This is a genomic window from Lacisediminihabitans profunda, assembly GCF_008040105.1.
Classification (GTDB): Bacteria; Actinomycetota; Actinomycetes; order Actinomycetales; family Microbacteriaceae; genus Lacisediminihabitans; species Lacisediminihabitans profunda.
The window spans coordinates 48,735-62,305 of the sequence record NZ_VRMG01000006.1 but is presented as its reverse complement, the minus strand read 5'-3'; the positions used below and the strand labels follow the sequence as shown (position 1 = coordinate 62,305).

Sequence of the window (13,571 nt, the reverse complement as noted above, 5' to 3'; positions counted from 1 at the left end):
ACGTTCTACCCCAAAAGGGGGAACTTTTCCTATTTAGTCAAAACCCTTGATAAATTGCGGGCGGTCTGCTCGGATGGGGTGAATCTGTTCCCAAAGACTGAGGTAGACATCACCGTGGCAAAGACGCTAAACGTGGCCGTACTCGGCTTCTGGCATGTTCATGCGGGCGACTACGCCCGCCAGACGCAGGAACATCCGGGCACCACCCTGATGGCCGTCTGGGACGACGACGCGGAGCGGGGACGGGAGGGCGCCGCCCGGTTCGGCGTGGAATTCGTCGGCGATCTCGACGAACTCCTGGCCCGCGCCGACATCGACGCGGTGACGGTCACGACCTCCACGAACATTCACCGAGACGTCATGGTGAGGGCGGCAAATGCCGGCAAACACCTCTTCACCGAGAAGCTCCTCGCCCCCACGGTCGCGGAGGCCGAGGAGATCCTCGCCGCGGCGGATGCGAACGGCGTCAAGGTCGTGGTGTCACTCCCCCGGCTGTACGACGGGTACACGCAGGCCATCCGCACAGTGATCGACGACGGCGGGCTCGGCCGGATCACCTACTCGCGAGTGCGGCTGTCGCACGGCGGCGCGGTCTCGGGCTGGCTGCCCGAGCGCTTCTTCGACCCCGAGACGGCCGTCGGCGGCGCACTCACCGACCTCGGCTGCCATCCCGTCTACCTCACCCAACTCTTCCTCGGCGCCGCGCCGACCACGGTGTCCGCCACCTACCGGTCGGTGACCGACCGTGCGGTCGACGACTCCGCTGTCGTGACCGTGGGGTACGACAACCAGGCGATCGGCGTCATCGAGGCGGGTTTCGTGAGCGAGAACCCCTTCACCATCGAGATCTTCGGCACGGCGGGAAGCCTCGCCTACTCCGACTGGGGCATCACCCTTAACGTGTCAGGAGCCGCCTTCGGGGGCGACGGCTGGCACCGGATCGGCGTGCCGGATGGCGTGCCGGGCGCCTTCGCCCAGTGGGTCGATCACATCGTCCAGGGCACGCGCGCCGACGACAACCTCTCCCGCGCGGTGGAACTCACCAGGCTGGTGGTCGCGGCGAACGCGTCTGCCGCGTCCGGGGCATCCGTCTCGCTCTGATCACACCCTCTCATCTTCGCTTCACAGAACGGAACATCATCACCATGTCTCTGAACCACGTACGAATCGGCCTCATCGGCGGCGGCGGAATCGCGACCGAGCACATTCGCGGCTACCTCGCCCACCCCGACACGACCACCATCACGGCCGTCGCCGACGCCGTGCCGGAGACGGCCGCGCGACGCGGCAAGGAGCTGAACGCGACGTCGTACACCGACTTCAACGAGCTCGTGCTGGACGAGAACGTCGACGCCGTCGACATCTGCCTCCCCCACCACCTGCACAAGGACGCGATCGTCGCCGCCGCGCGCGCGCGCAAGCACATCCTTTGCGAGAAGCCGTTGTGCCTCACCCCGGAGGAGGCCCGCGAGGTGAAGGCTGCCGTGACCGAGAGCGGCGTGACCCTCATGTGCGCCCACAACCAGCTCTTCATGCCGGCGGTGGCCAAGGCCAAGGAGCTCCTGGATTCCGGCGCGATCGGAACGGTCTTCGAGGTGCGCACCACGGACAGCTTTTACAACCACTTCGACCCGGCGAACATGGGCTGGCGAGCGAGCGCCAAGACCAGCGGTGGGGGCGAACTGATCGACACGGGCTACCACCCCACCTACCTGATGCTGCACCTCGCCGGCGGCGTACCGGTCGAGGCGACAGCGCTCCTGTCCACCCACCGTCTGAAGTTCATGGAGGGCGAAGACTCGGCACAGGTGCTCGTGCGCTTCGACAACGACGTCGTCGGCCACCTCGCCACGAGTTGGGCCTACGACCCCACTCCGACCACCGAGCGCTTCTCGGCCGTCGGCGACCTCGGCTCGATCTCCAGCGACGGGATCTCACTGACCCTGTCGCTGCGAGCCGGCACAGTCGAGACCTTCGAGTTCGAGGATGTCGAGACCTTCTCCGCGGAGATCGACCACTTTGCGCAGTGCCTCATCAACGGAACCCGGCCGCTGCACACCGAGAAGGAGGGCGTAGAGGTGCTCGGCATGATCCTCGCGGCCTATGAGGGCGCGCGAACCAAGACGCTCGCCCCGGTGCTGCAATTCTGATCGACACGGTGACCAGGGTGAGTTCGGGATCGCGGGCTCACCCCGCCGCGTAGACCAGCTGATGCGTAGACCAGCTGATGGTCGGCCGGCTCCGATCGCGGTGTGGGGCCCGCCTGTCCCCACTGTGCGGCGCTCCCGTGCCCCTGGCACGCGTTGTGCAGGACGGTGCCGCCGTCCACGGGGGCCCACCCCACAGACTCCAGTTGTGCAGGACGGGTTGTGCAGGACGGCTCGGGCAGTCCAGGACTGCCCATTCACCGAGGTTAGTTGGCTAACGAACACTCTTGACCGGGATGATCGCCAATGCGCCCACAAGCACGATGACGCCCGCGACGACGAACAGGCCGTGGAAGCCGAAGACCGTGCCGATCACCGCCGCCGCGAGAGCGGGCGCAACCGCCGTGGGAATGCCGGTTGCCATGTTCAGAATCCCGAGATCCTTTCCCGCGGCCGATCCACCATTGGGCAACACCTGAGTCATCAGGACAACGTCGGACGCCTGGTAGGCGCCATAGCCGAAACCAGTCATCATGCTCATCACGGTGATGCCGAGCAGCGTGGGCGAGACGATCGGCACCACCAACCCGGCGATCATCACTCCCGATCCGATCCACATGAAGATCTTGCGCCGACCCATCCTGTCGGCCAGAAATCCGGTCAGCAGCACGGCGATCACCATTCCGGGCAGCGCCGCAAGCCCGACGACTCCGACGCTGGCGTTCGCCTGCGCGAGCGACAGCCCGGCGTAGTCGGTGAGCAGGAAATAGGTGAACGTGCTCACCGAAGAGAATCCGAGCACGAAGAGAAAGCGCGCGAGGAACACCCAGCCGAACTCCGGATGCTTTCTGGGGCTCAGCCAGAACTGCCCGATGAAGACGCGCGCGGAGAATCGCTCGAGCGACAGGTCCTTCGACGAGTAGTCACGGTTGAGAACGAGGAAGAGGAGGGTGAGCACCAGAAGCGCCACGGCGAAGGCGACATACGCGACTCCCAGCTGCGCCGCCATGATGCCGGCGATGACGGAGCCGATCGTCGCGCCGAGCATCGTGCCCGCACCGATCATGGCGGAAGCTCCGCCGCGACGCCTCACGGCGTAGCGGTCGGGAAGCGTTGCGGTGAGTGGCGAGATCAGGGAGTTGATTCCCAGGCTCAACGCCGCCGCGAAGAGGCCGACCGCAACCACGCTGTGTGAGGCACTCAAAGCCCGCAGCGCCGCGGAGCCTAGCGAAGCTCCGACGAGCATCCAGAGTGCTCGACGACCAAATCTGGAGCGTGTGCGATCTGAGAATGCCCCGATGAGCGGCTGCGACAGAGTCGCGACGGCCGCGAAGACCGTCGCGATGATAGCGAAGTCGTTGATCTTGTTGGCCGGATCGATGATGCTCAGTTGATTGGGAATCAGCACCGCCGCCACGGCGCCGTACACCCCGTAGAGCGCGAACGCCTGAATCAGGAGCCAGACAGTCAGTCGTCGCGTGGCCGGCCGGGCGATGGAACGAATCTCGATGATGCGATCGGCCGCGGCGAGGCCCGTCTGGTGAGCGGCGGCGTCTTCGGTCATGGGGCTCCCGTCCTGTGCGCCCTTCGGGCTCGACTGGGGTGAGCTGGGGCCTGGCCACGGTGAAAGCTTCTGCACGAAGGACGGCCAGTGCCGCGGAGTCCGTGCGAACCGGTCCATGACGATGGTGACACATCCGGCGACTCCGGAACAGAGCGCGACAGACCCGCGGGCGTTCCCTGGCCGGTCGGCCGTGCGTGAGAATACCCGATCGCTCTCAGGGTTCGCGCGGCGTGATGGGCTCGCGGGTGTAGTAGTCCACGAGTCCATCTGGCGAGGTCAGCACGGGCCGGTCGAATTCCCCTGTCAGGTACATCGGCGTCACGAGGTACGACTCGCGGGCACGCTCCGGACGCGCCCACTGCACGCCGTTCGCGATCACGCGCTGCACGTCGGGGTGGTGATAGACCGGGTAGACCTCGTCGCCGGGGCTGAAGTAGAAGACACGCCCGTACCCGCGCCGGTAGGTGACGCCGCTGCGGAACACCTCGCCGCCGGAGAAGCTGCTGATGAACACCAGCTCATCGGGCTCCGGGATGTCGAAGAACTCGCCGTACATCTCCTGGCCGGGGATCACGATCGGCTGGGGCACGCCCTCGGTGATCGGATGCCGCGGAGCGATGGTCCAGACCAGCTCGCTGTCGCCGTCGTTGCGCCAGCGCAGGCTGCAGGTGGTGCCCATCAGCCGCCGGAAGATCTTCGAGTGATGCCCGGAGTGCAGCACGATGATGCCCATGCCCTCGAGCACGTGACGCTGGATCCGGTCGACCACCTCGTCGGAGACCTCCTCGTGGGCGGTGTGCCCCCACCACAGCAGCACGTCCGTGGCCGCGAGCGTCTCTTCCGTCATGCCGTGCTCGGGTTCGTCGAGCACGCGGGTCGACACGGTCACCTCGCCGCCGAGCAGGTCGGCGATGCCGTCGGCAATGGTGTTGTGCATTCCGTCGGGGTAGATCCCGCGGACGACGGGGTTCACCTGCTCATGCCGGTTCTCCCCCCAGACGACGACTCGGATCGGTTCTGTGCTGGTCATTGGGCGCCTCCTGACGCGATAGCGGCCGGGGCGGATCCCCAGGCCGGGGTGGCGATGCCGTCGGCCGCGCTGGTCCAGGAACGCAGCACCCCCGCGACGTCGTCACGTTGTTCATCGGTGATGGCCTGGGCGAGCGACTCCTCCAGCAGCTCGGCGACGACCACGCGCTCGCCTCCGCGTTCGCTGCTGCGGATCGCTCCCTCGACCATCGCCAGGCTGAGCACGTTCGCGCGCACCTCGTTCTGCGGCGTCGTGCCCGCGCGGAGCGAGGTCACGAACTCCTCCAGCGATGCCTCGATGCCCTCGGGCCGGGCCGGAACGTCGAACCCGATCCCCTCGGCGTCCACCCGCACGACATCGTCGCCGTCCCAGGACGCGGCGCCACGCTCGGCGTAGACGCGCCAGTCGGCGTTCCATGAGGTCTGCAGGCCGGGGGTACACCGGCTGCCCGAGTAGACGAACCGCGCTCCCGAGTCGAGCTCGAACTCGGCCGTCGCGGCGGCATCGCCCGCGAACCAGCTCCACGGCGGGTTCCACGAGCTGCAGCGCACGGCGACCGGCACGTCGTCGGTGAGGTAGCGGAGCATGTCGAAGTGGTGGATGGACATGTCCACCAGCAGAGGATGCGCCATCTGCTCACGGAACCCGGGCTCGTGATCGGCGTGGAAGAACTGCGCGTGCACCGCCGCCAACGGGCCGAGCTGCTCGACGGCGTCGCGGAACGCCGCCAGGTGGTTGAAGTAGCGCCGGGACTGGCTCACCATCAGCAGGCCGCCGGTGAGGTCCGCGATCGCGACCTGGCGGAGTGCCTCGGCCACCGTCGGCGCCAGCGGCTTCTCGCACAGCACCGGTAAGCCGGCACGCAGCGCCTGTTCGTTCACGATCCGATGGGCCTGCGGCACGGTCACATTGACCACCGCCGCCGCCCCGGCACGCTCGGCGACCTCGGCGACGGAGTCCCCCACGACCGCTCCGTCGAGACCGAGTGTCGCGACAGCGGATGCCGCGAGGTCCAGGTCCAGGTCCACCACGCCGACCGGCACCGCGTGCGGCGACGTCGCGAGCATGCGGATCCACGCGGTGCCCATCGCGCCGGCGCCCACCACGACGACCGGCAGGCGGTCTCCGGGCGCGGTCGGATGGTCGATTTTTTCGGTCATGGTCGACGTCATCCCTTAACCGCGCCGCCGAGGCTGGAGCGGAGCAAGTGCTTGCGCACGAAGGTATAGAGCACGGCTGGTGGAGCCACGTAGACGATCGCGCTAGCGGCAAGGAGGCCCCAGTCGACGTGGTTGTGATCGCTGAAGGCTCTGAACAGCCCGATCGAGAGCGGATAGAGCTCCTGGCTCTGCAGCATCACGAGCGGGGTGAGGAAGTCACCCCAGATTCCCATGAAGGTCAGCATGGCCGCGGCACCCAGCCCCGGACCGATGAGGGGGAGAACGATCCGCCGGATCGCCTGGAGCCGACTGTTGCCGTCGACCCACGCGGCCTCCTCCAGCTCCATGGGAACCGACGAGATGGTGCCCTTGAGCAGCCACAGTGTCACCGGGAGCTGAAGCACGGCCTCGACGAGGATGAGACCGAAAAGCGTGTTCGTGAGCTTCAGGTTCACCATGATCAGGTAGAGCGCGACGATGGTCGCGGGGGCGGGGATCACCCTGATCAGCAGGATGCCGAACATGAAGGCTCGACGACCCCGGAACTCGAAACGGGCGAGAGCGTAGCCGCCCGCGACTCCGAGGACGAGGTTGAGCGCCGTTCCTCCGATGCCGATGATGAGGCTGTTCACCAGCAGCATCGGGGTTCCCGCGCTGGTGAAGAACCGGACGAAGTTGTCGAACGACAGGCTCGGAAGCTGAACGTTCGGACCCGCATGGCCATCGATCGAGCTGAGGACGACCCAGGCGAACGGGACGAGGCAGAAGAGCACCATCAGCACGAGGAGCGTATAGGCCAGCACCCGCTGTACAACGCTCAGCGGGCCGAGCGGACGGCGTCGGAATGCTCGTACAGGCGCGATCGCCTGCGCTGTCACTGAAGCAGTCATCTCAGACCTCGACCTTCGAAAGCCGCACGTACACGAGACCGAGAACCAGTACCAACGCCAGGAGGATCATTGAGGCAGCGCTTCCGATTCCGATCTGGGCGAACTGCAGGGCGCGCTGGTAGATGTAGATGGCCGCGAGGCGCGTCGCGCCACCCGGGCCACCCTGGGTGAGGAAGTAGACGAGCCCGAAGACACCCACCGTGCTGATGGTGGTCAGGAGCAGGTAGAGGAACACCGGACCCCGAATCAGGGGAAGGGTGATGTGCCGGAAGATCTGCAGAGCACGGGCGCCGTCGATCCGGGCGGCCTCGATGAGTTCGACGGGCACCTCTTCGAGCGCCGCCTGGAACATGATCATGGCGAACGCGACCCCGCGCCAGATGTTGACGAGGATAATCGACACCATCGGAACCACCTGGAGCCAGGAGGTGGGGTCGGCTCCAAAGAGCCCGGTCAGCCGGTTGAGGGTGCCCGCAGAGTTGTTCGAGAGCACGCTTGCCCAGGTCAGCGAGGCGACGACCTCCGGCACGATCATGGGCATCAGAACAGCGGCACCCCAGAGACCCTTGCCGCGAACCCACGGTCTGCTCAGAAGGATGGCCGCGACCATGCCGAGCACGGTCTGGCCGATGATCGCCGAGAACAAGACGAACTGGCCGGTCTGTCCGAGGGAGGAGAGGAAGTCCGAACTCGACAACAGGTAGGTGTAGTTGTCGATGCCCACCCACTTGGGATCGCGCGCGGCAAAACCGGTGAGTTGGGTGTTGGTGAAGCTGAGGTAAGCACCGTACACGGCCGGCACGATGATGAAGACGACGATGAGCGCTGCACCGGGGCCGAGCAGGAGGAGAACGAACGGCCACGTGCGCTTCGAACGACGGCGCCCGGGCGACGACGACTGAGGAGCCGCCGCCGCCCGGATGGGTGTGCTGGTAATGGAAGTCACTACTTGACCAGGGTCGGCCCGAGCAGGTCGGTCGCATCCTTCACGAACGCGTCGTAGGCCTGCTGGCCGTTCGCCTTGCCCTGGAGAATCAACTCCGTTGCGTTGGCGACAGCCTGGGCGATCTGCTCCGAACCGTCGCCGGTGGGAACGTAGAGGCTCGACGCGAGGTCCTTACCGGCCTGGACCAGTTTGGGCTCGCCGGAGAACGGCTTCACATCGGCGATGTCATCGCGCACCGGCGCTGCGCCGGAGGCGACGAGCTGTTCGGCCAGCGGCTTGCCGGACGACAGGTACTCGGCGAGCAGCACGGCTGCTTCCTTGTGCGTCGACTTCGCCGCGACGCCATAGCTGGACCCGAGACCGCTCCAGCCGTAGGTCTTCCCGCCGGATTCCATTGCCGGGTACTGCCAGGTGTCGACCTTGGTCTCGAGGTCGGCGATCGGAGTGGCACCGGCGGGGCCCCAGTCGAACTTCCATCCCCACGTGCCCTGAGCCGAAACCTGGAGCTTGCCGGCCGGGAACTTGTCGTACTTGGTCGGCTCCCACGGGTTCGGGTTCTCCAGATCCTGCACCGGGAGGAGGCCCTTGGTGACCAGCTCGCTGTACAGGTTGAAGGTCGGCAGCCATCCGCTGCTCTTGAGGTCCCACTTACCCGTCTTCAGGCTGTAGTACTTCTGGTCGACGCCCGCGAGAATCGGCTGGAAGCCTTCGCCCCACGAGCCTCCGCCCCATGCCGTGCCTGCGGGGATGACGATGGGCGGGAGGTTGCCGTTCTTGGCCTTGACCTGCTCGAGACGCGCGATCATGTCCTCCCACGTTGCTGGCTGCGTGGTGTCGACGCCGTAACCCGTCAGGAGATCTTTGCGATAGAAGAAGTTCTGCACTCCCGTGTCGTGCACGAGAGCGTAGATCTTGCCATCCTGACGGACCATTGCCTTCTTGATCTGCGGAAAGTAGTGGCCCCAGCCGTCCCACTTGGCGAGGTCGCCGTCGAGGGGAGCCAGGTAGCCGGCGCCTGCGAAGCCCGGGACCATGCTGTCGCCGAGGTCGATGACATCCGGTGCCTCGCCAGCGATGAACTGCTGGGTGATCTTGGTGACGAATTGCGGGTCGGTCAGCACGTCGCCCACCAGCTTGACCTTGATGTTCTTGCCCTGCTTCTTCATCGCAGCCTCGAAGCCGGGGATCTGCTTCTTGACCGAGTCGATGCCGATCTGCTTTGTCTCCATGATGGAGACGGTGACCGACCCGTCACTGCTGCTGCCGGTTGCCGCGCAAGCACTGAGCCCTGCGGCGGCGACAACTGTGGTGACGAAGGCGGCGATCACACGAGTGCGCTTCATTGCGGTGCCTCTCCCCGCTTGCTCCCGTCGGCCACTTTGCCTATTCAATGGGATAAAGCGTGAGGCCCATGTTAGGACATGGATGGACGCCCGTCAACCACCGGATGACCGGCCATGTAAGTACAGGGCGCCTCCGGCCCGAAGCGCCATCACCGAGCGTGCGATAGTTTGTCGATTTGATAGGATTAGCGGTGCGCGGCAGACTACGGCGCGCATCGGACCGGCCGACCGCAGAGGGGTGACATGCTCCGGGGCAGCAACCTCCTCCGCCTGGCCGATTACAACCAGGCGGTCATCCTCGACCTGATCCGCCGGGAGCCCGGCGCGAGCAGGACGGACCTGCAGCGCACCTCCGGACTCGCGTCGCAGACCATCTCCAACATCACCCGGCGCCTCATCGACGCCGAAATGATCCGCGAGAGCGCGCCGAGCGACGCGGTTCGCGGACGGCCCAGCATTCCCCTGACCGTGAACGGCGATGGCGCCTTCGCCGTCGGCGTTCATGTCGACCCTGCCCGGCTCACGATCCTGCTGCTCGACGCCGCCGGCGAGGTGCGTCACCGTCAGCAGTTGCGCACGCCGCAGGCCACCAACCCCGACGAGATGACGGCGCTCATCGCGGTGAGCACGGGCCGTCTCATCCGCGAGTCCGGCATCGACCGTGACCGGGTGCTTGGGCTGGGCATCGCCGTCCCCGGTCCGCTCGACGTGCTCACCGGGGTCGTGCTCGACCCGCCCCAGCTGCCCATGTGGCGCGATGTACGACTCCGTGCCGACCTCCACGACGCCACCGGCATGCCGGTGCTGCTCGACAAGGACGTCACCGCGTCGGCCACCGCCGAACTGCGCAAGTCGGCCGCCTCCGACTTCCTGTTCCTCTACCTCGGGTCTGGCGTCGGCGCCTCCGTCGTCACCCAGGGGCAGGTTCTGCGCGGCGCCAGCAACAACATCGGCGAGATCGGCGACATCCTCGTCGATCCCACGGCAGAGGACCTGGGCTGGAGCGGGCGCCGGGGCGGACTCGCCGCCGCCTGCGTTCCCGAGGCCCTGGTCATCCAGGCGGTGCAGGCCGGGCTGATGCCGCTGCCCGACCTCACCGACTACCTGGCGATCGACGACGCCTGCACCGCGCTCTGCGAGCTGGCCGCCGGCGGGGATGCCGCGGCGTCCGCCATCCTGGATCGCGCCGCGCGCCGGGTGGCCGTCGGCATCGGCGTGCTCGTCAACTTCATCGACGTGCCCCGCGTCGTGCTGGGCGGCCCCACCTGGAATCGCCTCAGCGGCGCCTTCCTTCCCGTGCTCGAGGATGCGGTGCGCCACGAGCTCGTCGTCTCGCGCGAGACATTCACCGTCGTGGGCTCCGCCGTCGGCGAGCAGCTCGCCGCCCAGGGCGCCGCCGAGCTGGTGATGGACCACTTCCTCGCGCCCCGCGCGAGCGTGCTCGTGATGGACTGAGCCTCCCGGAGGCGTGCGGAGGGCCCCTTCGATCCGGCTTGCCGTCGGGGCGGCTTAACCGGAGGAGCGCCGCGAGCCGATGCCCACCTCGACCCAGTAGCCCAGTTCCACGTCGTCGCTGATCCGGGCAGACGGCACGGTGAGCCACCCCGGACCCATCGGCCGATGATCGCCCATCCGTGCGGGAACTCCCCCTCGGCGAACCAGAGCGTCGTGCTCGGTTGGATCGGTGCGCACGAGCAGGTCCCCGTCACGACCGGCGGCAACCGCCATGCGCTCGTCCACCATGAAGGATAGGCCGCCGAACATGGCCACTTCGCGCACGTTCGGGCACGAGGCCAGTAGGCCTCGGAGCCTCTGCGCGAGGGCATCCCGTGGGCTCGAGTCGAGGCCGTTCACCGACCGCCCTTGCCGAGGTAGTCCTGCCCGTTGTAGTGCAGATTGAGCGTGTCGATGACTCCGTCTCGGAAGGTGAAGAACTCGGCGAAGCGCACGGTGCCGCCCGGCATCTCGGCGTCATAAAGGACGGCGGATCCGTGCTCATCGTGGACCTCGCGCACCACAGTGATGCCTCGAACGGTCGCGATGAAGCCCGCCACGCCCTTGCGGAAGCCGTCCGTCGCATCGGAGATATGGCCCGCGAGTGATCCGGTGAAGTCGAGGTGGTCAGACAGCAATGCCCGAAGACCCTGACCGTCGCCAAACGCACTCGCTCCAGCGGTGAGAACGCGGTAGTACTGCTGCAGAACCGCTGGAGCGGACGGTGAGATCGCGTCAGTCACGGATCACTCCTTCGGCATTGGTCAAGCAGCACGGGGTTCCTCCCTCTCGTGAAAACGGATGCCGCTCGTCGCTGGTGTTCGCTCAGCGAGTGAAGGTCACGTGAATGACGCCGCTCTCCGCCAGCTCGGATGACACGTCGTAACCATCCTCAAGAAGATGCAGGTCGTCCCAGAGGCGGGAACCGCGGCCGAGGACGATGGGCGTGAGGGCGACGTGCAGGCGGTCGATGAGCCCGGCCCGGAGGAAGTCGCGCACCACGCTCGCTCCCCCACCGATGCGAATGTCGCCGTCACCGGCCAGCCGCCGTGCCTCCTCGAGCGCCTCCTCCGGAGCTGCGGTGCGGAATTCGAACCGCGTGCCGTTCGGGAACTCGATCGGGGGGCGCGCAGCATGGGTGAGGACGAGGACGGTGAAGCCGAACGGCGGCTCCTCTCCCCACCAGCCACGCCAGTCTGGATTGTCCGGGAAGGTGTGGAGTCCGAACATCCCGGCGCCCATGATCTCGGCGCCGACTCCCTCGAAGTAGCCCTGCGCGTAGCGATCATCGACCCCGGTGGTGCCCAAGCCGCTCCCCTCGTGCAGCACCCGTTCGCGAAAGGTCCGCGTGCCGACGTAGGGGGCGACCAATCGACCCCAGTCCTCGCCGAACGGATTCTCCGGCGTCTGGTCGGCGGTCACCGCCACGCCGTCGAGAGAGAGATTGAGGTCAGCGCGAACGGCCATGGGGACTCCTCGGTCAGTGAATGGCTACAGTGCCTAAATTTTCACGGCTCTCGCGCGCTGTCAACTATTGCCGGCACGCGTGAACTCGCCGATGCCCCGGGGGGCGTCCGAAGTCGCCCGCCAGGCTCACCGCGCCTGCGCCGGCTACCTCATGGTCGCCGATCGCTGCTCCGCGTCGGCAACTGGCTGCCGGCCCAACCGCGTCGAGGCTGACGCGCTCCAGTGCCACGGTGCGCGTCACGGGAGCGGTAGACGATGTATGGACGCACGAGGTAGCCCACGGGAGCGGAGAACACGTGCACAAGTCGGGTAAACGGCCACAGCAGGAAGAGCGTCGTCGCCGTGAGAATGTGCAACTGGAAGAAAAGAGGAACTCCCGCCATCAGGGACGGGTCGGGCTGGAAGAAGACGAGGCTGCGGATCCAGGGAGAGATCGACTCCCGGTAGTCGTAGCCGCCCCCGACGACCTGGTAGGCGACGGTGGCAATCGTGCCGAATCCGATTGCCCCGGTGAGCAAGACGTACATGACGACGTCCATCGGCGTCGTCGCCATCCGCACCCGGTCGACGAATCGTCGCCGGTAGAGCAGGATGCCGAGGCCCGCAACAGTCAGCGCGGCCGCGAAGCTTCCCAGCCCTGTGGCTCCGAGGTGGTAGATCTGCTCGGTCACGCCGAAGAATGCGAGCCACTGTTTGGGAACGAAGAGGCCGACGAGGTGCCCGCCGGCGACCATCAGGATGCCGTAATGGAACATCGGTGACGCCCAGCGCAGCAGGCGGTTCTCGTAGGTCTGGCTGGAGCGGGAGGTCCATCCGAACTGGTCGTAGCGGTAGCGGAGGACGTGACCGGCGATGAAGACCCCCGCCGCGGCGTACGGGTAGGCCACCCAGAGGAGGAACGTCAGCGCGCTCATCGGTGCACGCCCTCGCCGGCGGTCGCCGAGAACGGGGCGAGATTGCCCAGGAAGCTGACGCCGACGAGTTCCGTGGGCGGCCCCTCGTTGACCAGCGCGAGGTAGCGTGCGCGGGTTGCATCGTCGATCGCGGGCAGCGACAGTGCGATGGCCTCGAGCACGTGAGCGTACGGCGAGGTGACCGAGTCGAGCGCCTGGTGAAGCACCTCGATGCCGTCGCGATGGGAGGAGAGCAGTTCGCGGGCGATCGGGGAGCCGCTCACCGCAGAGAACTCGAGCACCATCGGCAGGTAGTCCGGCAGCTCCTCGGCGGCGATCTCGTACCCGGCGGCTCGGTACGCCTCGATGAAACGCACGAGCGCCATCCCCCGACGACGGGTGTCTCCCGCGGCGAAGTAACTCAGGTACAGGCAACACTTGCGTTTCATATCGAAGGTCGCGGTGAAGTGCGCCTGCAACTCCTGGTGCGACATCGAGTCGGCGGCGTCGAGGAAGGCGGTAAGAGCGAGGCGTACCGGCTCGGGAAGGCCCTGGATGGCGATTCTGACGGCATCGAACCGCGGCCGCCGTTCGTCGGTCGGATAGTCTAGGAGGATGGATGCCGCCATGTGCGCGA

The 13,571-nt window shown here is 66.7% G+C and carries 14 protein-coding genes; 3 read left to right on the top strand and 11 right to left on the bottom strand.

Annotated features, from left to right (window positions below):
* Nucleotides 1-114: 114 nt before the first annotated feature.
* Entirely contained in the window at nt 115-1,101 is a 987-nt protein-coding gene (locus FVP33_RS08845) for a Gfo/Idh/MocA family protein (protein ID WP_147783299.1), read from the top strand.
* Nucleotides 1,102-1,145: 44 nt separating this feature from the next.
* The gene (locus FVP33_RS08840) at nt 1,146-2,150 is read left to right on the top strand and encodes a Gfo/Idh/MocA family protein (RefSeq protein WP_147783298.1); all 1,005 of its coding nucleotides are present in this window, start codon (nt 1,146-1,148) and stop codon (nt 2,148-2,150) included.
* Nucleotides 2,151-2,421: 271 nt separating this feature from the next.
* Here the strand turns inward: FVP33_RS08840 and FVP33_RS08835 are convergent, their stop codons facing one another.
* From FVP33_RS08835 to FVP33_RS08810, 6 genes are all read right to left on the bottom strand, one after another.
* Nucleotides 2,422-3,711 (bottom strand): MFS transporter, encoded by a 1,290-nt coding sequence (locus FVP33_RS08835; protein ID WP_187270646.1) that lies wholly within the window; start codon nt 3,709-3,711, stop codon nt 2,422-2,424.
* Nucleotides 3,712-3,925: 214 nt separating this feature from the next.
* Nucleotides 3,926-4,741 (bottom strand): ThuA domain-containing protein, encoded by an 816-nt coding sequence (locus FVP33_RS08830; RefSeq protein ID WP_147783296.1) that lies wholly within the window; start codon nt 4,739-4,741, stop codon nt 3,926-3,928.
* Nucleotides 4,738-5,901, bottom strand: a complete 1,164-nt coding sequence (locus FVP33_RS08825) for a Gfo/Idh/MocA family protein (RefSeq protein WP_187270645.1) — start codon at nt 5,899-5,901, stop codon at nt 4,738-4,740. Before FVP33_RS08825 ends, FVP33_RS08830 begins: the two co-directional genes overlap by 4 nt.
* 8 nt (nt 5,902-5,909) lie before the next feature.
* Nucleotides 5,910-6,779, bottom strand: coding sequence for a carbohydrate ABC transporter permease (locus FVP33_RS08820; protein WP_222706671.1), 870 nt, complete (start codon nt 6,777-6,779; stop codon nt 5,910-5,912).
* A 13-nt stretch (nt 6,780-6,792) separates the two neighbouring features.
* Nucleotides 6,793-7,737, bottom strand: a complete 945-nt coding sequence (locus FVP33_RS08815) for a carbohydrate ABC transporter permease (protein WP_222706670.1) — start codon at nt 7,735-7,737, stop codon at nt 6,793-6,795.
* A complete protein-coding gene (locus FVP33_RS08810; RefSeq protein WP_147783293.1) occupies nt 7,737-9,080 on the bottom strand; it encodes an ABC transporter substrate-binding protein in 1,344 nt (447 codons plus the stop codon). The genes FVP33_RS08815 and FVP33_RS08810 overlap by 1 nt, the downstream gene beginning before the upstream one ends.
* Nucleotides 9,081-9,323: 243 nt before the next feature.
* On the opposite strand from FVP33_RS08810, the gene FVP33_RS08805 reads away from it, so the two are divergent.
* Nucleotides 9,324-10,535: an ROK family transcriptional regulator gene (locus FVP33_RS08805; protein ID WP_147783292.1), complete on the top strand. Its 1,212-nt coding sequence runs from the start codon at nt 9,324-9,326 to the stop codon at nt 10,533-10,535.
* A gap of 54 nt (nt 10,536-10,589) precedes the next feature.
* Here the strand turns inward: FVP33_RS08805 and FVP33_RS08800 are convergent, their stop codons facing one another.
* The 5 genes from FVP33_RS08800 to narJ all read right to left on the bottom strand — a co-directional run bounded on the left by FVP33_RS08800 (nt 10,590) and on the right by narJ (nt 13,563).
* Nucleotides 10,590-10,934 (bottom strand): TfoX/Sxy family protein, encoded by a 345-nt coding sequence (locus tag FVP33_RS08800; RefSeq protein WP_246142264.1) that lies wholly within the window; start codon nt 10,932-10,934, stop codon nt 10,590-10,592.
* Complete coding sequence (locus FVP33_RS08795; protein WP_147783291.1) at nt 10,931-11,317, bottom strand: nuclear transport factor 2-like protein; 387 nt, start codon at nt 11,315-11,317, stop codon at nt 10,931-10,933. Before FVP33_RS08795 ends, FVP33_RS08800 begins: the two co-directional genes overlap by 4 nt.
* 82 nt (nt 11,318-11,399) lie before the next feature.
* The gene (locus FVP33_RS08790) at nt 11,400-12,041 is read right to left on the bottom strand and encodes a dihydrofolate reductase family protein (RefSeq protein WP_147783290.1); all 642 of its coding nucleotides are present in this window, start codon (nt 12,039-12,041) and stop codon (nt 11,400-11,402) included.
* Nucleotides 12,042-12,190: 149 nt separating this feature from the next.
* Nucleotides 12,191-12,955, bottom strand: coding sequence for a respiratory nitrate reductase subunit gamma (gene narI, locus FVP33_RS08785; protein WP_147783289.1), 765 nt, complete (start codon nt 12,953-12,955; stop codon nt 12,191-12,193).
* Complete coding sequence (narJ, locus tag FVP33_RS08780; protein WP_246142263.1) at nt 12,952-13,563, bottom strand: nitrate reductase molybdenum cofactor assembly chaperone; 612 nt, start codon at nt 13,561-13,563, stop codon at nt 12,952-12,954. Before narJ ends, narI begins: the two co-directional genes overlap by 4 nt.
* Between the last annotated feature and the right edge of the window lie 8 nt (nt 13,564-13,571).

Excerpts from the sequence above, each read along its gene's own strand:
- FVP33_RS08840 (WP_147783298.1), top strand. The coding sequence starts at position 1,146 with ATGTCTCTGAACCACGTACGAATCGGCCTCATCGGCGGCGGCGGAATC.
- FVP33_RS08835 (WP_187270646.1), bottom strand. The coding sequence starts at position 3,711 with ATGACCGAAGACGCCGCCGCTCACCAGACGGGCCTCGCCGCGGCCGAT.
- FVP33_RS08830 (WP_147783296.1), bottom strand. The coding sequence starts at position 4,741 with ATGACCAGCACAGAACCGATCCGAGTCGTCGTCTGGGGGGAGAACCGG.
- FVP33_RS08825 (WP_187270645.1), bottom strand. The coding sequence starts at position 5,901 with ATGACCGAAAAAATCGACCATCCGACCGCGCCCGGAGACCGCCTGCCG.
- FVP33_RS08810 (WP_147783293.1), bottom strand. The coding sequence starts at position 9,080 with ATGAAGCGCACTCGTGTGATCGCCGCCTTCGTCACCACAGTTGTCGCC.
- FVP33_RS08805 (WP_147783292.1), top strand. The coding sequence starts at position 9,324 with ATGCTCCGGGGCAGCAACCTCCTCCGCCTGGCCGATTACAACCAGGCG.
- FVP33_RS08790 (WP_147783290.1), bottom strand. The coding sequence starts at position 12,041 with ATGGCCGTTCGCGCTGACCTCAATCTCTCTCTCGACGGCGTGGCGGTG.
- narI (WP_147783289.1), bottom strand. The coding sequence starts at position 12,955 with ATGAGCGCGCTGACGTTCCTCCTCTGGGTGGCCTACCCGTACGCCGCG.
- narJ (WP_246142263.1), bottom strand. The coding sequence starts at position 13,563 with ATGGCGGCATCCATCCTCCTAGACTATCCGACCGACGAACGGCGGCCG.